The following is a 22664-nucleotide window of genomic DNA, read 5'->3' on the forward strand; positions in this document are numbered from 1 at the left end:
GTGTCGTTTAAATTGTAGTCAGTTCGATATGCTGCGCCTGCAAAGCCTTTCTGATTGACTCGACAAATTGAAGCGCTTCTGGTCCATCCCCATGCACGCAAATAGAGTCTGCTTTAATAGGTACAAGTGTACCATCTTTAGCTTTAACTACTCCATCATTAATCATACGCAGAATATGAGCGGTCGCTTCATCAGCATCATGAATCAATGCGTCACTTTCACTTCGACTGACAAGCGTACCATCCGCTTCGTAATTACGGTCTGCAAATACTTCATGAATAGCTGTCATGCCTTTCGCTTCCGCAGCGTGTACAAGATGTCCGCCTGCTATCCCCATTACTTTCAATTCAGGATCTAGTTTATACAGAGCACTTACAATACATTCAGCCAGCTGTTCATCCTGAAACGTTGCGTTATAAAGTGCACCGTGAGGTTTGACATGGTTCAGCTTTACATCATGTCTTTTACAGAATGCCTGTATTGCTCCAACCTGATAAGTAATAAGTGCCTCCACTTCGTCGTATGGCATATCAACCTTTCGCCGCCCAAAGCCCATCAAATCATTGTAGCCAGGGTGCGCGCCGATACCAATATTTTGTGTTTTACACAGTTTAATTGTCTCTTCCATAACATTAAAGTCGCCTGCGTGCATGCCACAAGCGATATTAGCAGATGTTATCAGGGGAATAATGGCTGCATCATTGCCAATGGTATAATTTCCGAAGCTCTCGCCTAAGTCTGCATTTAAATCAATCTTCATCATCTATCCCTCCAGAAAATGATTTTTTTCAAGAAATTTGATATCCAGCGTATTGGCAACATAGTTAGGATGCTGAATAATTCTATACTGGAAGTCCAGATTAGTAGCAAAACCATCAATAACTGTTTCATCTAAAATAGTCTGCATTTTCTGAATAGTACGTTCTCGTGTTAAGTCAAATGTAATAATTTTTGCAATCATAGAGTCATAGTACGGTGAAACCGTGCAGTTCTCATATAAAAACGTATCAATTCTGACACCTGGACCACCGGGTAGATGTAAACCTTGGACTTTACCCGGTGATGGCCGGAAATGGTGTGATGGATCTTCAGCGTTGATACGACACTCAAGCGCAAAGCCATGAATTTTAATATCTTCCTGCTTGAACGGGAAATGATCATCAAGTGCAATATCAAGCTGTGCTTCTATAATATCGACACCGGTCACTCGTTCAGTCACCGTATGTTCCACCTGTACACGTGTATTCATCTCAAGGAAGTAATACTCCTGTGTTTCTTCCACATATAGAAACTCCAGTGTACCTGCGCCACGATACTTAATATTTTTAGCGGCGTTCACTGCATCTTCTGTCATTCTTTCCCGTATTGCTGGTGGTACGATTACAGCTGGTGCTTCTTCTATCAGCTTCTGATTATTACGCTGAACAGAACAGTCACGGTCATACAGATGAATCGCGTCACCATGGCCGTCACCTATAATCTGAACTTCGATATGACGGGCTGTTTTAATGAATTTCTCGATATAAACACGATCATCACCAAAGGCTTTCAGTGCCTCATTTTTAGCGGAATGATAAAGTTTTTCGACGTCAGCTAAATCGTTGACAATTCTCATCCCTTTACCACCTCCACCTGATACTGCTTTAATGACAAGCGGCGCACCTATAGATGCTGCCATTTCTATGGCTTCCTCAACGGTCGGAATCACATCTTTAGAGCCTGGGATAACAGGTACTTCTGCAGCAATCATAGTCTTACGTGCTTCTGCTTTATCCCCCATTTTATCAATGGTCTCCGGCGTCGGACCAATAAAGATAATGTCATGTTCCTCACATAGTCTTGCGAAGGCCGAATTTTCAGCGAGGAAACCATAACCTGGATGAATTGCATCAGCTCCAGAGACAATAGCCGCCGAAATAATCTGATTCATGTTCAGGTAACTTTTTTGTGCCTGTGCCGGTCCTATACAATAAGACTCATCAGCCAGTGCGACATGCAACGAATCTTTATCAGAAGAAGAATAGACTGCCACAGTATGGATGCCTAACTTTTTACATGTTCTGATGATACGAATCGCAATTTCTCCCCTATTAGCAATCAATACCTTTTTCATTGTGACACCCCTATGCTTCTTTAATTTTAATCAGCGGTTCATCGTAGCTGACTGCTGTACCACTTTCTACATAAATTTCTTCAACCACACCGCTCACTTCGGCCTGTATATCATTCATGACTTTCATTGCTTCAATGATACCGATACGGTCTCCTTTTTCCACTTTCTGTCCGACTTCAACAAGCGGTTTTGTACTCTCTTCATTCTCTGTATTATAAAATGTACCGACAAGCAGAGATTTCTGTACATGTCCGCTGTCATCAGCAGGCGGTGCTTGCGGGTTCTGCGCTGCAACTGGTAGTGCACTAGTCTCCGCTACTGCCTTTTCGATATGGTATTCTGTGTCTTTATCTTTATAAGAAATAAATTTTAGCTGATTATCATTCATCAACTGAATTAATGTATTTAAATTTTCTGTATTCATCTATTTCACCCTTTTAATTAATTGTTTGATTTTATTACCAGATGTGCGACCTTTATAGGCAAGGATATTGATATCTTCAATATACTTCATCATTTTTCTTTTTTCTTCTACTGCTTCTTCAAACGTTCCCGGCACTAATTCAATGATTTCACCTGGTTTTTTTTGAACCAACTTAGGTAAATCATTGAAATAGACTGTACCGATTTTTGCATAGCCACCTACTGTCTGGCGGTCATTCAGCAGCACAATAGGCTGACCGGATGCTGATACTTGAATAGATCCTAATTGAACGGGTTCAGATAAAATATCATAATCATCTGCTTTAAGAGCATCCCCTTCAAGGCGTATGCCCATACGATCAGATACATTAGATATCTCATACGTTTTCACTTTAAATCTTTCGAAACGTTCAAATTGCTGTCCAGGTATGAATCTAATTTTCTTATCATCAAATGGAGGCGTATAGATTGTTTTCTCCAGTACTTTTTCAGGGTCCTTAAATGGTAATTCATCTCCTGCCTGAAGTGCTCTACCATCCTTACCACCTAACTTGATTTTAGTATGTGTTGAATAGCTGTCAAAGACACTTTCCACATGAAAACCGTTGCGAACTGTGAGATACGTTCTCATCCCATCTACTGCTGCACTGAATTTCAACTGATCATTCATCTTCGCATGATAAATGGTATTCACATTAACCGGTTTATCATTTAAAGTTGCCTGCATATCAGCGCCTGTAATGATAAATGAGTTACCACGCCCAAATTCAAACGTGCCCCCTTGCATCGTCATTTCGAGGCTGACAAATTCATTATTTTCTAATAGCTGATTCCCTACCATAAAACTAAAATAATCCATTGCACCACTCGGGCTAAGTCCCATATGCTGAACTCCAGAGCGACCCGTATCCTGAATCGTTGTCAGCAGACCCGGCTGTAAGACTTTAAGACTCATTGCGTAACCTCCTCTACTTCAACTTTATAATGACTATCCTGTTCAATCGCAGCATATTCTTCTTTGCTGATCGCCTTAAACTGAATATAGTTCCCTGCTTCATAATAGACAGAAGGTGTACGTTCAGCGTCAAACAGCTTCACAGGTGTACGCCCTATAATATTCCATCCTCCAGGGGAAGCGAACGGATACATACCTGTCTGTTCATTAGCAATACCAACCGAACCCGCAGGAATCTCTTTACGTGGTGTTTCTTTACGCGGCTTGGCAATCGACGGATCCAGTCCACCCAGAAAAGGAAAACCCGGCATAAAACCCAGCATATAAATTAAATATTGTTTTGCAGTATGTCGCTCAATCACTTCCTGTGCTGATAGCTGACAATGTGCTGCTAGTTCTTCTAAATCGAGTCCATAATCATAACAGACCGGGATATAGAAAACTTTCTTTCCCCCCTTGCTGCTCTTACTTATTTTCAGTTTCTTTATCTGTTCTGCAATCACATCATGATTAGCTGTTTCATCTAAATAGACGACTAACGTATGATAAGAAGTCACTAATTCTTCAATACCTTCAATATGTGCTTCTTCTATCGCTTTTTTCAATGCGAGGACCTGATGGTTAATCGTTTCGTCTATCACCGCTTCAAAAATGCAGATTAAAGCATTTTCGCTAATATATTTTATTTCCATCTATGAAGCTCCTTTCTCTGTCATATAAATTCTATCATATCTCTCAGTATATTCAGTAAATTTTTTTAACATCCTAAAATTGCCATAAAAAAAGCCGCTGTTATCTCACAGCGACTTCTATCAATTATCTTCTTTTCTTTTTAGGTTTTACTTGTGTATTGCGCACCACAGTTTCTCTATTCTGTTCATGTGCTTCAACAAGCGGCTTCATCTCTTCATGAACCTTCTGCTTGTAGAATTTATTACCTAACCATGTCTGAACAACAAGGAAAGCGCCACCTACTGCCCAGTACAATGCAAGTGCAGCTGGAGAAATGTATGACATCCAGATAATCATAATAGGTGAAATGAACATCATCATACGCATCTGTGCTTTCTGTTCATCAGGAATATTCTGCATCGATACAAATGCCTGAAGCGCATAAATAATCCCTGCGATGATGGTCATCATAATATCCGGACGTGTCAGATCAAACCAGAGGAAGTGAGGATATTGTGTAATACCGCCACCTGTCGGATATTTCAGCACGTAGAATAATCCTGTAACAATCGGAAGCTGGATAAGAAGAGGTAGACAACCCATATTCAGTGGATTGATTTCGTTCTCTTTATATAGTGCCATCATTTCCTGATTAGCAGCCATACGTTCTTCCTGTGTACGTGCATGCTTTGTTTTTTCCTGTATCGCTTTTAACTGCGGCTGAATCAGATTCATTTTTTCTTTCATGATGCTCTGATTTTTGTATGTTTTCATCATAAACGGGAACAGCGCAAGACGAACAATCAATGTGATCGCAATAATAGCCAGTCCGTAATTGTGACCCATATTTGCACCAAGCCAGTGTATCAGTAAATCTAAAGGATGGACAAATGTATCATAGAAGAAACCTGTACGATTAGTTTCCTTAGAATAATCACAACCTGCTAACAATATAATAATACCGAACAATAATGGCATTAAAGCCTTTTTCTTCATTTCTTCACCTCATAGTATTCTTCACATAGAGGTTATTTTAACACATTTTATTAACTGATTAAACATTTATCCTCATTTAAGACTTCTATTTGTAATAATCCAGATAACTTTTCACATCTTGTTCAATGTTTCCGCTCGCTGCAATCGAAGAAATAGTGGATATACCATCCGCTCCTGCTTTTAAAATCATTTCACAATTTCGGTTCGTAATACCTCCGATAGCAACAATCGGTACCTCTTTATCATATAGGCGCATCTTTCGGATAAGCTCTATGCCACCCGGCTTCTTAGCATCGCTTTTTGAACTTGTAGCATACACGGGTCCGACACCAATATAATCAACATGCTGAAGATCAGATTGATCATATTCCTCGAAATTGCTCACTGATAATCCGATAATCTTGTGTTCAAATTTTTCAATGATAGTTTCTATCTTTTCATCATCCTGGCCTAGATGAATACCATCAGCATCAATATCAAGCGCCAGTTGCCAGTCATCATTGACAATGAAAGGGACATTATACGCATGACATAGCTTCTTCAATCTTTGAGCCAGTTGTCTTTTTTCTTCTCCGTCTAAGGACCCTGGTCCTTTTTCTCTGAATTGAAAAAGAGTGATGCCTGCCTTGAGTGCCTGCTCCAGCACATCTTCAAATTGACGTCCTACTATATTGGATGAACCACAGATAAAGTAAAGTTTTAACATATCTTGTTCAAATTTCAAACTAATCCACTTCTTTCACCCGCATATTCTCTGCGATGTCATTTTCTCCTATCACATTCAACATATCCAGCAGATGAATCTGAAAATGACCCGGCAAAGTTCCAGCCTTCTGTTCAGCAGCTCGCTCTGCTGCAATATTATAATAAGATACTGCTTCTACTAAAACAGATACTGTCGGTTTAACTTCATTATATATAAAAGCGCTAACAATTGCGCCTAATAAACATCCACCACCTGTTACCTTTGTCAGCATAGCACTGCCATTTGATAACTTTCTCGTCTGACCATCCACATAAATTGCATCTTCTTTGCCTGTTACAATAATAGCTGTCTCTAATTTTCTGCCTGCTTCTTGAGCTATTTTAACAGTATCCAGTGATAGATCACTGTCTGTCCCTTTCATCTCCGCTGCCTCTATTAGCCCTTTAACTTCAGATGCATTTCCTCTTACCACACTGATATCATAGTTCTGAATCAGTTTAAGACAGAATGCTTTTCTGAATGGAGTGGCACTGCATGCAACTGGATCAAGTACGATAGGGACACTATGCTTATTCGCTGCTTCAGCTGCTTTTTCCATGGAAGGCATACTTTCTTTAGTGAGCGAACCGATATTGATAAGCACGGCACCCGCATGCTTGATGAAGTCTTCCAGTTCTTCTACTTCGGTCGCCATTGCCGGACTAGCCCCTAAAGATAACAGTCCATTCGCCGTAAAGTTTTTCACTACATCATTAGTCAGACAGATAATGAGTGGATTATCTTCCCTTAATTGATTAATACGCAATTTCTTCCTCCTTGTAACCGAAATGACTGACTGGACCATTGCCGTGACCGAGCCCCGGATTATGTCTAATAGCATGTGTGATATACGCCTTCGCTGTACGCACACTGGTTGCTATTGAATGACCTTTGGCAAGTTCAGCTGTAATCACTGCGCTGAACGTACAGCCAGTTCCATGGGTATGATGAGTTGCTATTCTTTGAGCAGGGAGTTCTATACATCCTTCTTTTGTGAAGAGATAATCAATTGCATCACCCTCCAGATGACCTCCTTTAATGACAACAGATTGACTGCCGATTTCATTAAGGAAAATCTTGCCTGCACGTTCTATCTCACTTTTTGTCTGTACCGTCATATTGAGGATACGCTCAAGCTCAGGCAGGTTCGGCGTCGCAACAGTTGCAAGATCGAGCAACTTATAACGCACAGCTTCTTTTCCGTCATCATTCAATAAATCATCACCACTTTTTGCGACCATAACGGGATCAATAACATAAGGAATATGATGTTTCACTATAAATGGTCTGACGACATCCATCACTTCACTTGTGCCTAGCATCCCCGTCTTCACAGCGTCCGGTACAATATCGTTATATATACTGTCCAGCTGCGCTTCAATAATATGAACAGGTTGATCAAACACTTGCTGAACACCTGTTGTATTTTGAGCAACGATACTCGTAATCGCACTCATACCATATACATTTCTTGACTGAAAGACTTTGACATCTGCAATCGTGCCGGCTCCACCAGTTGGATCTGTACCCGCAATAGATAGCGCCGTCTTAAACATAAAACCACTCCTCCTGACGATAAGCCATATCGAAGAAACGTTTTTCGTGAATACAGCTCTCTAGAAAATTGCGTCTCAGAATATCGCGATTTTCTTCAGTCGTTGTCTCAGCAAAACGATTTACCCAGTTATTCAGACGATTCATCAGTTCACTCATATTGACAGCATAAAAATCCACCCATTCTTTTAAAGGATTATCTGTCAAATCATGATTTGCCTGTATTTTAAGCGCCAGTTGCTGATAAACATAAGGACAAGGTGCCATGGCACAAATCGTATAGCTTGCATCATCATATTTATATGCATTGTAATACATATGTTTGATGTAATGATCACTTGAAGGATACCATTCTCCTCCAGCGATAATAGCCTCATAATCTTCTCCAACATAATCAGCCATTGTATAATGAGCACTGACTTCACCGTTGATAACAAAGTCAATCTGATCAAGTAAAAAACGAATATCCTCTTTATTATTCAACTTAGCAATGAGTAAACTATAGATTTTTGCGAATTCATTCAAATAAAGATGATCCGCTTTCAAATAATGGCGAATCGCTTCTTTATCAATATTTCCTTTAATAATCCCCTGGATAAAATCATCTTCATATATCGCATCAATAATAGGTGCTGCTTCGCGTTGCAATTCATCAGTAAACATCATTATTCCTCCTTTAATATTAAAAAAAGACCTATTTCTGCAGAAAAGGTCCTAAAAGAAGACCGCTTTCCTACGCTAGCATTATCTAGATCAGGTAAAGGGTTTGACACTGTCATCTCAGCCATAAGGCACCCCTAGCAGTAATAGATATTTTATTAATTAAAGCATACAGAACTCTGCATTTGATTGCAAATAAAAAAAGAGTCTGGGACATAAGTAAATCTTCGATTTAAAATCCTGGCTCAAAATAAAAGCAGAAATGGGCTTAGCATTAATGGCCGTAAATATAAGGAAACTAGCTACCGCAAGTAGCAAAACCCTTATGAAAAATAAAGAAATAGCGATAAAATTTGATTCTCATCAAATTTTATCGCTATTTTTATTGTCCGTAGGAATTATGTCCCAGACTCTTGAATTGATATCAAATTACAGGTTAGCACCACATACTGGCCATTGTCCTGCGCCTGCACGATTGTAAAGAATTTCAGCACGTTTAGTTTGTTCAGCTGCTGACGCTTCCGATGGTAAACCTGTACCACCTACTGATTGCCATGTTGGTAAGCTAAATTGGTATAAACCATAGTAACCGTTACCTGTGTTAGTAGAAGGGTTTCCACCTGATTCACATGCGGCTACTGCTGCCCAATTTAAGCCACTGTTGCTAGATACAGCTGCTGTTTGAGTCGTAGCTGCTTTTGGAGCTTGTTGCTGTACTGGTGCTTGATAAGTTTGGTGTTGAGCTGGTGCTTGATAAGTTTGTTGCTGTTGAGCTGGCGCTTGGTATGTTGGTTTTTGTTGTACTGGTGCTTGGTATGTTGGTTTTTGTTGTACTGGTGCTTGGTATGTCGGTTTTTGTTGTACTGGTGCTTGATAAGTCTGTTGTTGTTGAGCTGGTGCTTGGTATGTCGGTTTTTGTTGTACTGGTGCTTGGTATGTTTGAACAGGAGCTGTTTGTTGTACTGGTGCCTGTTGAACAGGAGCTGCTTGTTGAGCTGGTACTGCTGCACCTGATACATATAAAGTTTTACCTGCAATAATAAGATCTGATGATAAGTTGTTCCATGCTTTAAGTTGAGCAACTGTTACATTAAATTTAGAAGCAATTTTACCTAAAGTATCACCTGCAACGATGTGATAAACATTTGAATTTGTTTTAGCTGCTGTTTCATTTACTTTTAAAACTTGAGTTGGGTAGATAAGGTCTGATGATAAACCATTCTCCGCTTTAACATTAGCTACTGAAGTTCCATATTGTTGTGAAATACCCCATAAAGTATCACCTGAATTAACTGTATATTCTGCTGCATTGGCTGTTGCTGCAAAAGATCCTGCTACTGCTACCGCTGTTGTAACCGCTAGTACTTTTTTCATTTATATTGTTCCTCCTAATTTATATGCACGCTTTTATTTAATGTCATAACTATAACAGATATAAATATTTCATAGGTTACAGCCAGATAAAAGATAAAGAGTAATATTACGACGAGATTACAATAAACATATTTTACCTTTTCCTCTTTAACTGGCTTTCCTATCCCCTTTTAACATCTTTTGGCCAATTATTCGTTGTTATATTTTTGTAATAAAAAAAGAAACCAACCATATTAATAGTCAATCCCTTTAATTTTTATAGGCGATTTGTAAAGTCTGTCCTTCAACCAACCTGTACTGCTTCGAAATATTGTTCAAGTGATGAATCTGCATAACAGATACATCACATTTTTCAGCAACTTCTGGCAGCGTGTCCCCTTTAACGACTTTATATTTACCATTGACCAGCACTTCCAGTCTAGAGTCTGGTGTAATCAGAGCTGTATTAGCAGCGCTCATTTTTTCTATATTTTCAATTGTTTTATCATATTTATCTGTAATTGACCAAACCGATTCATCCATCTGCAAATTTTGTGTCTTTGCTTCAGCATTTGTTGTTACCGCAATACCAGACAAAATGACAGCACTGATGATTGTTGCTACTCTTTTCATTTCTGTGTTGCCCCCGTCCTAATTTAATCTTGTTAATACTTTAGCATGATTTTAAATTTCTTAGGTTACAGCAACGTGTTAAGTGAAGTTATTAAATTACGCACATATTACAAAATGATATCAAATCAAAAACCCCTTCAGACAGCACGTTTGAAGAGGTCAGTGGGGTTTGTGAGTAATGAGGTATTTTTTATATGAGAACTGCAGCTTCTTCTTTTGACGGTTCTGTAGTCGTTATTTCCTCTAATGTCTTCATTAACTGGTGACTTTCGTCATCCGCAATCACTTTGACTGGCTCTGTTTCAAGTGGTGCAGTATTCTGTCCTGCAATTATTTGTTTAACCATCGTTTCTTTAGCTAACATAATAGTGTGTGTTTTTTCAGCATCTGATAATTCTCCCCATACTTCGTCCGGGGTCTGGGGAAGAATATCTCCTGTCTTAATCGCACCAAAGTTAGGTAAGAACTTAATGCTTTCAATAATAATTTCAGTGAAATACTGCGGCTTTTCTTCGCCAGGTTTTTGATAACGATTACTATGAATCTGTCCTGTTACACATACAGTTGAACCTTTACGGCAATACTGCATAATATTCGCAGCTGTTTTATTGAATGCTTTGCAGTGTAGATAATCTACGGTCTGTGCTTGTTCATCACGTGGTTTATAGCCTCTCTCAATTGCCAGAGGAAATGTAACACACTGAACATTATTTTTATTCGTTACATGATTGGTTTTAGGCACATTCGCAAGTCGACCTACAAGCACTACTTTATTGATCATATGTCACCTCCTTTCTATATTCACTATAGCGTGATTATTTCCAGATGAAAAATTACTGTTTTTTAATTATTGCTGGCGTTAGCACGTAGTTTCTAATGATTTTTCGGCTTTTCATTAAAAATAGTGCTAAATAGATGACTTTTTATCAAAATAAGCTACTTTTTGAATTATTAAGTTGATAATATATAATAGAAAGAAAGGAGGCGTTGTGCTGATGAAAACTTTTAAGGCACTCAGATTCCAGATTGTTGAAAATGAGACCACTAAGGAATTTACGTTATATGATGGCGTCATCATCAATAAAGAGAATAGCGGTACTGGATGGCTTCTGGAAATTCTTATTGATCGCATTCACAAAGAGACAATGGAAGGCTATATGGAAGCTCATACCGTTTTAGATACACGGGTTGTCATCACACGCGCTTCCAATGATCCAGCCCTATTTGAAGCAACTATTACCAGCATCAAGGAGTTAGAAGAGAAAATCTCTGTCATTTTCGAATGTCATATTTATACACCGAGACAAGCTTATGCAGAGCAGTTACTTGAACAACTTGTAGAAGACGAACTGTCAGGCTCTGAATTAATCAGTACATTTAACCGTATGATGGTCAGTAAGCCCATACTCCGTGACAAAGATTAGCTATTTCCCTCTGAGTTTAACTACAAAAAAGACAATCTCAATGATGATATCGAGATTGTCTTTTTATAGTATAAGAGATTTTATCTGAAATAAATCAGTTTTTATCTGCATCCGTTAAAGCAAATGTAATTTCACAGCTACAAGCAATCGCACCATCAACTGTTGCAGTTGCAGTTCCTTTACCTATAGGTCCTTTTATTTTTGAGATTTCCACTTCTAACCGGAGTGAATCTCCAGGTGTCACCTGCTTTTTGAATCGGCATTTATCAATACCTGCAAATAAAGCTATCTTTCCTTTATTGTCTTCCATGTTGAGCATAGCTACTGCACCTACTTGTGCAAGTGCTTCTACAATCAGCACGCCTGGCATCACAGCATAATCAGGAAAGTGTCCCTGGAAAAATGGTTCATTGCCACTTACTTGTTTGAGTCCCACACAACGCTTGCCTTCTTCCAATTCAATTACACGATCAATCAATAAGAAAGGATAACGATGAGGAATAATTTTCTTGATTTCATCAAATGTCAAAATAGTTTCCATTTATTTGTTGCCTCCAGTCAATTCAAAAATATGACTCCAAGTACTCGGCTTAAATACATCGAGTGGAGAATGCAGCACGCCATACCCAATCATCATCCCTATCATAAATAATATGAATGAGAGTACGAGCACTATAATGATTGTTAACAGAATAGGTATTTTTCGATGAACTACTTCTGTTCCTAAATAATTAGCCATATCTTACCTCACTTTTACTGCTTCTTTATCTTGCGTACGTTCAATATCAGCACCTAGTGCTTTTAATTTACCGTGAAAGTTAACGTATCCTCTATCCAAATGTTTAAGCTCTGATACACGTGTGTAACCATCCGCCACAAGACCTGCCAGTATAAGGGCCGCCGCCGCGCGCAAATCAGTTGATTTGACTGAAGCTCCGTGCAGCTGGCTTTTTTTAATATAGGCTGTCCGACCTTTCACTTGAAGGTTACCATTCATTTTTATAAATTCATCGATATGCATAAACCGATTTTCAAAGACCGTTTCAGTCATACGACTTTCTGTCTCCCCAGTCATCATCAAAGCAGTCATCTGAGCCTGCATATCCGTCGGGAATCCTGGATGCGGCATTGTCTGCACTTCTACTCCTTTAAGCGCGCCTACTGCTGAAACTCTCAGCCCGTCAGATTGTTCAGAGATGCTGACGCCCATTTCTGTCAGCTTGGAAATCAATGATGACATATGATCTTTACGTGCACCTTGAACAAGAACATCTCCTCTTGTTATTGCTGCAGCAATCATAAAGGTGCCAGCTTCAATACGATCAGCAATAATGGTATGATCCGTTCCTTTCAGATGCTCCACACCTTCAATGACTAATGTATCACTGCCAGCTCCTTTAATGCGGGCACCCATACCGTTCAGAAAATCTGCTAAATCGACAATCTCAGGTTCTCTTGCCACATTCTCCATAATAGTCGTACCCTCGGCAAGAGTCGCAGCCATCAGAATATTTTGTGTTGCACCTACACTTGGAAAGTCAAGATAGATACGTGCACCTTTCAGGCGGCCATTCGCTGTACCAACCAAATAGCCATTTTCCTGCTGAATCACAGCACCTAGTGCAGTCAAGCCTTTAAGATGCTGTTCAATAGGTCTTGAACCTATCGCACAGCCCCCCGGTAAAGCGACTCTCGCATGGCCTAACCTAGCAAGAAGAGGTCCCATTACCAGTATGCTGGCTCTCATTTTACTGACGTATTCATAACTGGCTGTAGAATCCAGTTTGCCTGTTGCATCAATTTCATATGTATTTTCATCAATTGCCTGAACGTTAACATTCAAGCCTTTAAGTACATGGCTAATTGTATCTACATCAGATAAGGCGGGTACATTATGAAAGGTATTAATACCTTCTGAAGCCAGAATAGAAGCGGTAAGTATCGGTAATACAGCATTTTTCGCGCCTTCTACCTTCACAGCACCTTCTAATCGTTTTCCACCTTTAACTAAAATCATATCCATATTATTTCCTCCAGCACTCTACTTCGTTATATCTTATACTATAACAAATTTTAGGATGAAACAGTAAATTTATATTGATTTAAGTCCTTTATAACCATGCAGCTTGTTGTGAGAAATATATAATATCCATGATAAAATCACTTATCAGTTTTCCAAGAGCGAAACTCATGATAACAATCAATACTTGTACTTGCTGGGTATGATTGGCTTTAAACCAATGTTCAGTTCTTAACGATTTGAGCGCCCAGAAACTCATACATGTACAGATAACATGTAAGGCAATGTGAACAAGTGCATATATTCCAATATCCATCTTTTCCTCCTCAATTAAAAAAAGACTTAGTGATCACTAAGTCTTTTTATTTTAACGATATTTGGCTACATCCAGACGGTTGATCGCGCGATGTAGTGCACGTTCAGCGCGATGATAATCAACGCCTTCTCTTTTATCATCCTCGAGACGTTCCTGAGCACGGCGCAATGATTTCTGAGCGCGGTCAATGTTGATGGCATCAGATACTTCAGCAGTCTGAACGAGTACTGTCACGCCAGTAGAACGAATTTCAGCAAAACCTTCTGTCACAGCAATATAGTTAACTTTATTATTAACTGTTGCGCGTACAGCACCGATTTTGAGCGGGGCTACAGTCGGTATATGGCCTGCCATAATCCCCATTTCGCCGCCTTCAGTCTGGAGGACAATCAGTTCAGCCTGATCAGTAGAATAAACTGAACCATTAGGAGTAACAATATTTAACGCTAACGTGTTCATATTTCATTCCTCCTAAATTAGACTTGTACACCCATGCCTTTAGCTTGCTCAAGAACCGCTTCAATGCCGCCGACTAAACGGAATGCATCTTCAGGAATATGGTCGTACTTACCTTCAAGAATCGCTTTGAAGTCTTGTACAGTCTGAGTAACTGGTACGTACGAACCTTTTTGTCCTGTAAACTGTTCTGCTACGTGGAAGTTCTGTGATAAGAAAAACTGAATACGACGTGCACGGTTTACAGTCTTTTTATCTTCATCAGATAATTCATCCATACCTAAGATAGCGATGATATCCTGTAATTCACGATATTTCTGTAATGTCTGCTGTACTTGACGTGCTACGTTATAGTGCTCTTCCCCTACAACAGCTGGTGTCAATGCACGAGATGTAGATGCAAGCGGGTCAACGGCTGGGTAAATACCCATCTCAGTTAACTTACGCTCTAAGTTTGTTGTGGCATCTAAGTGAGCGAATGCAGTTGCAGGCGCCGGGTCAGTATAGTCATCGGCTGGTACGAATACCGCTTGAATCGATGTAACTGACCCTACGTTAGTAGATGTGATACGTTCCTGCAGCTGTCCCATCTCTGTAGCAAGCGTTGGCTGGTAACCAACGGCAGATGGCATACGACCCAGAAGGGCAGATACTTCTGAACCCGCTTGTGTAAAACGGAAGATATTGTCGATGAATAACAGAACGTCCTGTCCTTGCTCATCACGGAAATATTCCGCCATTGTCAGACCTGATAATGCAACACGCATACGCGCACCAGGTGGCTCATTCATCTGACCGAATACCATCGCTGTTTTCTTGATAACGCCTGAATCTTTCATTTCGTAGTACAGGTCATTACCTTCACGTGTACGTTCACCTACACCAGCGAATACTGAGATACCGCCGTGTTCTTGTGCGATGTTATTGATTAATTCCTGGATTAATACGGTTTTACCTACACCGGCACCACCGAAGAGACCGATTTTACCACCTTTGATATAAGGTGCAAGTAAGTCTACAACTTTGATTCCTGTTTCGAGAATTTCAACTTTAGTTGATAATTCTTCAAATTTAGGTGCAAGTCGATGAATTGGATCACGACGGATACCCGCAGGTAACTCCTCATCTAAATCAATTTTTTCTCCAAGAACGTTGAATACACGTCCTAATGTCATATCTCCTACTGGTACAGAAATAGGGGACCCTGTATCTGTTACTTCAGCACCACGCTGAACACCATCAGTCGAGCTCATCGCGATAGTACGAACTGCATCATCGCCTAAGTGTAGTGCGACTTCAAGCGTCAATTGAGTTATACCGTTTTCACGCTGGATGTCTAAAGTTAAGGCATTGTTAAGTTCTGGTAACTGACCATGAGGAAACTTAACATCGATAACTGGACCCATAACTTGAATTACGTGACCTACTGCCATTATTATTCCTCCTTATCGTTATTCGAGTGCCGCTGCACCGCCAACAATCTCAGTGATCTGCTGAGTAATTGCTGCTTGACGAGCACGGTTATATTGTAATGATAAATCATCAATTAATTCTTTAGCATTATCTGTTGCGTTCTTCATCGCTGTCATACGTGCTGCATGCTCACTCGCTTTTGCATCGAGCAATGCACCGTATATCAGACTTTCTGCGTACTGAGGAAGAATAACTTCCAGAATGGTCTCTTTATCCGGTTCAAACTCATAAGTTGCCGTCGCACCTTTACTTTGAATGTCAGACTGGCTGACTGGTAAGATTCGGCGTTCTTGCACTTCCTGCTCAAGAACACTGATAAAGTGACTGAAATGAATATAAAGTTCATCGAATTCACCTTTTTCAAAGCGTTCAACTGCACTTTTAGTTAAAGCATTGATTGCTTTAAAAGAAGGTTGTTCAGGCAATCCTACCATTTCATCGACCAGATTGTAGCCGCGTGACTTAAGGAAATCACGGCCTACACGTCCGATGACAAGAATACCGTACTGACTCGCATCATTGTTATGACGTTCCTTTATCTCATTCGTTACACTTTTCAGTACATTAGCATTATATGGACCTGCTAAGCCTTTATCACTTGTTACTACTAAGTAAGCCGTCTTCTTAACTGGACGCTTAACCAGCATTGGATGAGAACTGTCATTCCCCCCGATTGCTGAGATTGTTTCCTGCATTTTATCCATGTAGGGATAGAAGTTTTTCGCATTCTCTTCAGCACGTCTCAGTTTTGAATTTGATACCATGTGCATGGCTTTCGTAATCTGACTTGTTTTCTTAGTTGAAGTGATACGTGTCTTTATCTCTCTAAGAGAACTCATTTTGTCACCACCTTATTTACTGAATATCATTTCACGTTTAGACTGAGCGATTGAAAACTTTTTTGAAAGCAGTGATTGCATCAACCAATTTTTCATCTGCTGGTAAGCCTTTTGTTTCACGAATTTCCTGATATAAATGAGGTGCATTATTGCCAACCCATCCGAGTAACTCGTCTTCAAAACGTGTGATATCCTGAACTGGAATATCATCAAGGTGACCTTTTGTTAACGCATAAAGAATAACGACCTGTTTTTCAACCGTTAATGGTTTATTCTGATCCTGTTTCAGTACTTCTACTGTACGTTTACCCCGTTCGAGTTTTGCTTTCGTAGCTGGATCTAAGTCAGAACCGAACTGTGCAAATGATTCAAGCTCACGGTAAGAAGCTAAGTCAAGACGTAATGTACCTGCAACTTTCTTCATCGCTTTAATCTGTGCAGAACCCCCTACACGTGATACTGATAAACCTGCGTTGATCGCTGGACGTACACCTGAGAAGAATAAGTCAGATTGTAAGAAAATCTGTCCATCTGTGATTGAGATTACGTTTGTCGGTACGTAAGCTGAGATATCCCCTGCCTGAGTTTCAACGAACGGAAGTGCAGTGATTGAACCGCCACCTAAATCATCATTTAACTTAGCTGCACGCTCAAGTAAACGACTATGTAAGTAGAAGACATCCCCCGGGTAAGCTTCACGACCTGGCGGACGACGTAATAACAGAGATAATTCACGGTAAGCAGCTGCCTGCTTCGTTAAATCATCATATACGATTAATACGTGTTTACCATTGAACATGAATTCTTCGGCCATTGCTACACCTGAATATGGTGCAAGGTAAAGAAGTGGTGCGGGTTGAGATGCAGACGCTGATACTACGATTGTGTAGTCTAACGCACCGTGCTGACGTAAAGTTTCAACTGCTGTACGAACTGTTGATTCCTTCTGACCGATTGCCACGTAAACACAGATCATGTCTTCGTTCTTCTGGTTGAGGATTGTATCGATAGCAACTGTTGTTTTACCTGTCTGACGGTCACCGATGATTAACTCACGCTGACCACGACCGATTGGCACAAGTGCATCAATCGCTTTAATACCTGTCTGTAATGGCTCGTCTACTGATTTACGGTCCATAACACCTGTAGCTGGAGATTCGATAGGACGTGTTTTAGTCGTATTCAGCGGGCCTTTACCGTCGATAGGTTGACCAAGTGGATCCACAACACGACCGATAAGTTCTTCGCCTACTGGTACTGACATGATACGACCTGTACGCTTCACTTCGTCTCCTTCTTTAATATCTGAGTAAGGTCCTAAAATAACGATACCTACATTGTTTTCTTCTAAGTTCTGTGCAAGACCTAACACGCCGTTATGGAATTCAACAAGTTCCCCTGCCATGACGTTGTTAAGACCGTGAACTAATGCGATACCGTCACCGACCTGAATTACTGTACCGACATCTGTTACTGTCATACCAGATTCGTAGTTTGCGATCTGTGACTTTAACAGTGCACTGATTTCTTCAGCTTTGATGGCCATCTATGTCACTCCTTAATGATTAATGTTGTTGAACTGCTTTTGCTATTTCTTTTAGATTATTCTGAACTGAACCATCATAAACCGTTGTACCGATTGTTGTTCTGATGCCACCAATCAATTCTTTGTTAATGATATTTTCAATCAATAATCGTTTATAACCTGTACGTTTAATGAAAGCCTTGCCTATACTATCAATCTCTTCGTCTGAGAGTGCATAAACAGATTCCACTTTCATATATTGCTGTTCATTTGCTTCATTATAAACCTGCTCATATTCAGCCGCGATAGCTGGAATAAGCTCTAAGTGTTGTCGCTCTGCAAGGATTTTAAGTAAGTTTATCAGTGGTGGGTCAACACCTTTGAATGTCTCATCAACGAACTGAATGCGCGCATCTTTTGACACTTGAGGATCCTCAGCAAAACGTTTGAATGCGTCGTCTGATGCGACAACTGCTTTCAATGTATCAAGATCCTTTTTCACACTCTGTTCTACACCTTGATCATGACTTACTTCAAATAAACTCTCAGCATACTTCTGTGCGATAACCATTATTTATCGCCTGCCTCTTGAATATATTGACTTACAAGCTGCTTTTGATCTTGCTCATTAATTTCTTTGTTAATCACTTTAGATGCAATAAGCACTGAAAGTTCAGCTACGCGGTCATTGATATCTGCAATGGCACGTTTCTTTTCATTTTCAATTTCAACTTGTGCATCTTCTACTAATTTGTTAGCACGTGTATTCGCTGCATGAAGAATTTCTTCATGTTCACGCTTCGCTTGTACTTTCGCATTTTCAAGGATTGATTGTACTTCTCCTTGAGTACGTGTCAGCAAAGCTCTGTTTTCTTCTGCATATCGCTTCGCTTCTGCATTTTGCGCAGCTGCATTATCAATATCAGAGTTAATCCCCTGTTGACGCTCATCCATAATATTTTTAAGGGGTCCCCACGCAAATTTACGGAGTAAAGCCAGTAAAATAATGAATGTCAGAAGGGTCGCAAGAACGGTTCCCCATTGAACACCGTCAACATGTTCAGTTGCTCCTAAAATATAGAAATTCAATATTAACGCTCCTTTCACCACAGTTAAAGTCATAAATGAATGGCGAAATCATATAGACTTCGCCTTAACGAGTTATTAGTTATAATTAACGGTTCATTACCATGAATGCTACTACTACTGCGATGATAGGAAGGGCCTCAACTAAACCTACACCGATGAACATGATTGTCATTAATGGACCACGTGCTTCAGGTTGACGAGCAACCCCTTCAACTGTACGAGAAACAATAAGACCGTTACCGATACCTGCGCCAAGTGCTGCTAAACCAATTGCGATTGCTGCTGCTAATAAATTCATTAATAATTTCCTCCTAAAGAAATATAATTGTTTTTTTATTTTATATTAATGGTCTTCAGACACTTTATGTGACATGTAAACCATTGATAACATAACGAAGATGTAAGCCTGAATTGAACCTACGAAAATAGAGAAACCTTGCCAGATGATAAGTGGTATTGCTGCACCGAACCAGCCGAGCATTCCAGCACCGCCGATACCTGCAAGTAGACCAAGTAATACTTCCCCTGCGAAAATGTTACCGTACAGACGAAGACCGAGCGTCAGTGTTGATGAAAACTCTTCGATAATTTTGAACGGCACCATAAACCATACAGGCTGAGCAAAACTCTTGAAGTAGTTACCTGCACCCCGCATTTTAATACCATAATAATGTGTTAATAATACCATCAGTGTCGAAAGCGTCAGTGTTACCGTTGCATCCGCAGTTGGTGATTTCCACCATAAAGTATGTCCGGATACAATTGAAAACGGAAGACCGAGCATATTTGCAACAAAAATGAAAAGTAATAAAGTGACTGCTAAAAAGTGAAAGCGAGCGCCTCTACCCCAGTCCATGTTGCTGTTGATAATACCGCGGGTAAAATCAAAAATCCATTCGATAAAGTTCTGGGCACCCGATGGTCTATGACTTAAATTGCGAGTACAAAGAATCGCAATCAGAAGCACGATAGCCGCAGTAATAACCAGCATCATGATAGAACTGATATTAAAGATGATATCATGCCCCATAAAGTTCCAGACATAGAGTGGTGATCCGTGTTCCATTTCTTCACCTCTTCCTATTAGTTATTATTTTTTCAAGCTGTTGAATGTATGTATGACAATCATGACATACGATAAAGTGAGGCCGAGCGCAATGCCATAGATGTTAATCATCTCTGGAAATCTCACCCAGAACAGACACGCCATCGCTGCAACTAAGAAGCGAATGCCCATACCTGTAGAAATGTACAGCGCATCACTGTTGATTGCTCGATCAAGATAATGATGCCATACAAATGTGTTGACTGCTGAGGCAATTGTACCGATGATCAGCCCTAATGCAAAGCTACTTCCTGTAAAGAGATAAATCACAAGAAGTATGAGGATTAAATAAAGAAAATACTGTAGATAGTGCTTAAAAAAGGCTTTGAAACTTGACATAAAATATGTCTCCTTCTAACGCAATGAAAACCGTTTCATTCCAAGGTTTATGATAATATAGCCCTAATTTTGTGTCAATGACCTGTCAAAAAGTCCAAAAATAAAACTTAACAATTTGGACACATTTTAGACACATTTAATCATATTCTAGCAGTATTTCTTTTTACCTCATATTTTATTTATCTGTAACCTCAAACGCCGCCGGTTTTTCTTCTGTCAAGCCGAAATAATATTTAATATGCGCACAAATACGTGCAGAAGTCTGACCATCACCATAAGGGTTGCTCGCCTGTGACATTGAATTATAGATTGTCTCATCTGTCAGCAGTTCTTTAGTCAGTTGATAAATATCTTCTTCTTCAGTACCTGCGAGTTTTAATGTCCCAGCTTTCACACCTTCCGGACGCTCTGTCGTATCTCTTAAGACGATAACAGGCTTACCAAGTGAAGGTGCTTCTTCCTGGACTCCGCCCGAATCTGTCAGAATAAAATGACTTCTCGCCGCAAAGTTATGGAAATCAATCACATCAAGTGGTTCAATGAGTTTAATGCGATCATGATCCGCTAAATACAGACCAGCAATTTCACGTACTTTAGGATTCTTATGCATCGGATAAACAACTGTTACATCCTCATGCTCATCGATGATTCGACGTACTGCTTTGAAGATATGATGCATCGGCTCACCAATATTTTCGCGTCGGTGCGCTGTCAGCAGAATAATCTTTTTATCTGCATACTCATCAATGATGTCACTATGATAATCATCCTGGACAGTAGTTGAAAGGGCATCAATTGCTGTATTACCTGTGACAACAATTCTATCTTCAGGCTTGTTTTCACGTCTTAAATTTTCGGCCGCTTCATCTGTTGGCGCAAAATGTAAATCAGCTAATACACCTGTCATCTGCCTGTTCATTTCTTCTGGGAATGGTGAATATTTATTAAAGGTACGAAGTCCTGCTTCGACATGACCAATTGCAACTTCATTATAAAAAGCAGCGAGTCCTCCGGCGAAAGTTGTCGTCGTATCACCATGAACAAGGATCATATCAGGTTCGGCTTCCTTGATGACATCTTCTAAACCAACGAGCACACGCCCTGTCACTTCAGTTAATGTCTGGCCTGCTTTCATAATATTTAAATCATAGTCAGGCGTGATACCGAATATCTCAAGCACTTGATCAAGCATTTCTCTATGTTGTGCCGTCACAACGACGATTGGCTCCAGTCCTTCTTCTTTTTTCAGTTGCAGGACAAGAGGTGCCATCTTAATCGCTTCAGGCCTCGTGCCAAATACAGTCATAATTTTCTTCATTTTAATATCCTCTCCCTATTTTGTACCGAATAAACGGTCTCCAGCATCGCCTAGACCTGGCACAATATAACCATGGTCATTCAGCTTTTCATCTAATGCAGCGATATAGATATCTACATCAGGATGTGCTTCTTTCAGAAGTTCAACGCCTTCCGGTGCTGCAATCAGACACATAAATCGAATTTTTGTAGCACCACGTTTTTTAAGTGAGTTAATCGCTTCAATTGCTGAACCACCTGTAGCAAGCATAGGATCAACGACGATAAAATCACGTTCTTCAATATCCTGCGGCAATTTAGCAAAATATTCAACAGGCTGCAATGTTTCTGGATCACGGTAAAGACCGATGTGACCTACACGTGCTGCTGGAATCAATTTAAGTACACCATCTGTCATACCTAAGCCTGCACGTAAAATCGGCACTACTGCCATCTTTTTACCTGCTAGACGTTTAGCTGTCATTTTTGTAACCGGTGTATCAATTTCGACATCCTGTAATTCAAGATCCCGCGTGACTTCATAGGCCATCAACATACCTACTTCATCCACTAACTCTCGAAATTCCTTTGTGCCTGTTTTTTCTTCACGGATATAACTTAATTTATGCTGGATTAATGGGTGATCGAATACATGTACTTTGCCCATTAGTGCACCTC

Annotated in this window: 29 protein-coding genes and 1 riboswitch; of the genes, 1 reads left to right on the plus strand and 28 read right to left on the minus strand. The window is 40.0% G+C overall.

The genetic code is table 11. The annotated features are described in order from the left end of the window. Window positions 1–7 precede the first annotated feature (7 nt). From ERX37_RS10410 to ERX37_RS10470, 13 genes are all read right to left on the minus strand, one after another. Window positions 8–760 carry a LamB/YcsF family protein gene (locus tag ERX37_RS10410; protein WP_133430617.1) on the minus strand — a complete coding sequence of 251 codons (753 nt, stop codon included), beginning with the start codon at window positions 758–760 and terminating at the stop codon, window positions 8–10. Window positions 761–763: 3 nt separating this feature from the next. Continuing rightward, window positions 764–2113: an acetyl-CoA carboxylase biotin carboxylase subunit gene (gene accC / locus ERX37_RS10415; RefSeq protein ID WP_133430618.1), complete on the minus strand. Its 1350-nt coding sequence runs from the start codon at window positions 2111–2113 to the stop codon at window positions 764–766. A gap of 10 nt (window positions 2114–2123) precedes the next feature. Further along, on the minus strand, window positions 2124–2537 hold the full coding sequence (locus tag ERX37_RS10420; RefSeq protein ID WP_133430619.1) for an acetyl-CoA carboxylase biotin carboxyl carrier protein: 414 nt from the start codon (window positions 2535–2537) through the stop codon (window positions 2124–2126). Beyond that, window positions 2538–3491, minus strand: coding sequence for a 5-oxoprolinase subunit C family protein (locus tag ERX37_RS10425; protein ID WP_133430620.1), 954 nt, complete (start codon window positions 3489–3491; stop codon window positions 2538–2540). Beyond that, window positions 3488–4183, minus strand: coding sequence for a 5-oxoprolinase subunit PxpB (gene pxpB / locus ERX37_RS10430; protein ID WP_133430621.1), 696 nt, complete (start codon window positions 4181–4183; stop codon window positions 3488–3490). The genes ERX37_RS10425 and pxpB overlap by 4 nt, the downstream gene beginning before the upstream one ends. A 124-nt stretch (window positions 4184–4307) precedes the next feature. Continuing rightward, entirely contained in the window at window positions 4308–5159 is an 852-nt protein-coding gene (yidC, locus tag ERX37_RS10435) for a membrane protein insertase YidC (protein WP_133430622.1), read from the minus strand. A gap of 85 nt (window positions 5160–5244) precedes the next feature. After that, window positions 5245–5883, minus strand: a complete 639-nt coding sequence (gene thiE, locus ERX37_RS10440; RefSeq protein ID WP_373282951.1) for a thiamine phosphate synthase — start codon at window positions 5881–5883, stop codon at window positions 5245–5247. A gap of 1 nt (window position 5884) precedes the next feature. Further along, the gene (thiM, locus tag ERX37_RS10445; RefSeq protein ID WP_229713247.1) at window positions 5885–6670 is read right to left on the minus strand and encodes a hydroxyethylthiazole kinase; all 786 of its coding nucleotides are present in this window, start codon (window positions 6668–6670) and stop codon (window positions 5885–5887) included. Beyond that, complete coding sequence (thiD, locus tag ERX37_RS10450; RefSeq protein WP_133430624.1) at window positions 6660–7460, minus strand: bifunctional hydroxymethylpyrimidine kinase/phosphomethylpyrimidine kinase; 801 nt, start codon at window positions 7458–7460, stop codon at window positions 6660–6662. The genes thiM and thiD overlap by 11 nt, the downstream gene beginning before the upstream one ends. Further along, a complete protein-coding gene (gene tenA / locus ERX37_RS10455; RefSeq protein WP_133430625.1) occupies window positions 7453–8124 on the minus strand; it encodes a thiaminase II in 672 nt (223 codons plus the stop codon). The genes thiD and tenA overlap by 8 nt, the downstream gene beginning before the upstream one ends. Before the next feature lie 47 nt (window positions 8125–8171). Beyond that, window positions 8172–8267: riboswitch (TPP riboswitch) on the minus strand. A gap of 280 nt (window positions 8268–8547) precedes the next feature. Further along, a complete protein-coding gene (locus ERX37_RS11735) occupies window positions 8548–9492 on the minus strand; it encodes a transglycosylase family protein (RefSeq protein ID WP_133430626.1) in 945 nt (314 codons plus the stop codon). Between the two features lie 249 nt (window positions 9493–9741). Next, window positions 9742–10104 (minus strand): LysM peptidoglycan-binding domain-containing protein, encoded by a 363-nt coding sequence (locus tag ERX37_RS10465; protein ID WP_133430627.1) that lies wholly within the window; start codon window positions 10102–10104, stop codon window positions 9742–9744. Window positions 10105–10294: 190 nt separating this feature from the next. Beyond that, entirely contained in the window at window positions 10295–10885 is a 591-nt protein-coding gene (locus ERX37_RS10470; RefSeq protein WP_133430628.1) for a single-stranded DNA-binding protein, read from the minus strand. 214 nt (window positions 10886–11099) lie between these two features. On the opposite strand from ERX37_RS10470, the gene ERX37_RS10475 reads away from it, so the two are divergent. Next, complete coding sequence (locus ERX37_RS10475; protein ID WP_133430629.1) at window positions 11100–11528, plus strand: YwpF-like family protein; 429 nt, start codon at window positions 11100–11102, stop codon at window positions 11526–11528. Window positions 11529–11622: 94 nt separating this feature from the next. Here the strand turns inward: ERX37_RS10475 and fabZ are convergent, their stop codons facing one another. The 15 genes from fabZ to upp form a co-directional block, all read right to left on the minus strand. Next, on the minus strand, window positions 11623–12069 hold the full coding sequence (gene fabZ / locus ERX37_RS10480; protein WP_133430630.1) for a 3-hydroxyacyl-ACP dehydratase FabZ: 447 nt from the start codon (window positions 12067–12069) through the stop codon (window positions 11623–11625). Further along, window positions 12070–12267 carry a DNA-directed RNA polymerase subunit beta gene (locus tag ERX37_RS10485; RefSeq protein ID WP_133430631.1) on the minus strand — a complete coding sequence of 66 codons (198 nt, stop codon included), beginning with the start codon at window positions 12265–12267 and terminating at the stop codon, window positions 12070–12072. Between the two features lie 3 nt (window positions 12268–12270). Beyond that, window positions 12271–13551 (minus strand): UDP-N-acetylglucosamine 1-carboxyvinyltransferase, encoded by a 1281-nt coding sequence (murA, locus tag ERX37_RS10490; RefSeq protein ID WP_133430632.1) that lies wholly within the window; start codon window positions 13549–13551, stop codon window positions 12271–12273. An 88-nt stretch (window positions 13552–13639) separates the two neighbouring features. Continuing rightward, a complete protein-coding gene (locus ERX37_RS10495; RefSeq protein ID WP_133430633.1) occupies window positions 13640–13864 on the minus strand; it encodes a DUF1146 family protein in 225 nt (74 codons plus the stop codon). Window positions 13865–13915: 51 nt separating this feature from the next. After that, on the minus strand, window positions 13916–14323 hold the full coding sequence (locus ERX37_RS10500) for a F0F1 ATP synthase subunit epsilon (protein WP_133430634.1): 408 nt from the start codon (window positions 14321–14323) through the stop codon (window positions 13916–13918). A 17-nt stretch (window positions 14324–14340) separates the two neighbouring features. Continuing rightward, complete coding sequence (gene atpD, locus ERX37_RS10505; RefSeq protein ID WP_133430635.1) at window positions 14341–15753, minus strand: F0F1 ATP synthase subunit beta; 1413 nt, start codon at window positions 15751–15753, stop codon at window positions 14341–14343. An 18-nt stretch (window positions 15754–15771) separates the two neighbouring features. Next, complete coding sequence (gene atpG / locus ERX37_RS10510) at window positions 15772–16632, minus strand: ATP synthase F1 subunit gamma (RefSeq protein WP_133430636.1); 861 nt, start codon at window positions 16630–16632, stop codon at window positions 15772–15774. Between the two features lie 37 nt (window positions 16633–16669). Beyond that, a complete protein-coding gene (atpA, locus tag ERX37_RS10515) occupies window positions 16670–18178 on the minus strand; it encodes a F0F1 ATP synthase subunit alpha (RefSeq protein ID WP_133430637.1) in 1509 nt (502 codons plus the stop codon). A gap of 19 nt (window positions 18179–18197) precedes the next feature. Further along, window positions 18198–18728 (minus strand): ATP synthase F1 subunit delta, encoded by a 531-nt coding sequence (atpH, locus tag ERX37_RS10520; protein ID WP_133430638.1) that lies wholly within the window; start codon window positions 18726–18728, stop codon window positions 18198–18200. Then, a complete protein-coding gene (locus ERX37_RS10525; RefSeq protein WP_133430639.1) occupies window positions 18728–19279 on the minus strand; it encodes a F0F1 ATP synthase subunit B in 552 nt (183 codons plus the stop codon). The genes atpH and ERX37_RS10525 overlap by 1 nt, the downstream gene beginning before the upstream one ends. Before the next feature lie 52 nt (window positions 19280–19331). Continuing rightward, the gene (gene atpE / locus ERX37_RS10530) at window positions 19332–19544 is read right to left on the minus strand and encodes a F0F1 ATP synthase subunit C (protein WP_041636195.1); all 213 of its coding nucleotides are present in this window, start codon (window positions 19542–19544) and stop codon (window positions 19332–19334) included. A 45-nt stretch (window positions 19545–19589) separates the two neighbouring features. Further along, entirely contained in the window at window positions 19590–20312 is a 723-nt protein-coding gene (atpB, locus tag ERX37_RS10535; RefSeq protein ID WP_133430640.1) for a F0F1 ATP synthase subunit A, read from the minus strand. 24 nt (window positions 20313–20336) lie between these two features. Further along, on the minus strand, window positions 20337–20690 hold the full coding sequence (locus tag ERX37_RS10540; RefSeq protein WP_133430641.1) for an ATP synthase subunit I: 354 nt from the start codon (window positions 20688–20690) through the stop codon (window positions 20337–20339). A gap of 175 nt (window positions 20691–20865) precedes the next feature. Next, entirely contained in the window at window positions 20866–22008 is a 1143-nt protein-coding gene (gene wecB / locus ERX37_RS10545) for a non-hydrolyzing UDP-N-acetylglucosamine 2-epimerase (protein ID WP_133430642.1), read from the minus strand. Between the two features lie 15 nt (window positions 22009–22023). After that, window positions 22024–22653: a uracil phosphoribosyltransferase gene (gene upp / locus ERX37_RS10550; RefSeq protein WP_133430643.1), complete on the minus strand. Its 630-nt coding sequence runs from the start codon at window positions 22651–22653 to the stop codon at window positions 22024–22026. Between the last annotated feature and the right edge of the window lie 11 nt (window positions 22654–22664).

Source organism: Macrococcus hajekii (assembly GCF_004359505.1).
Taxonomy (GTDB): domain Bacteria; phylum Bacillota; class Bacilli; order Staphylococcales; family Staphylococcaceae; genus Macrococcus; species Macrococcus hajekii.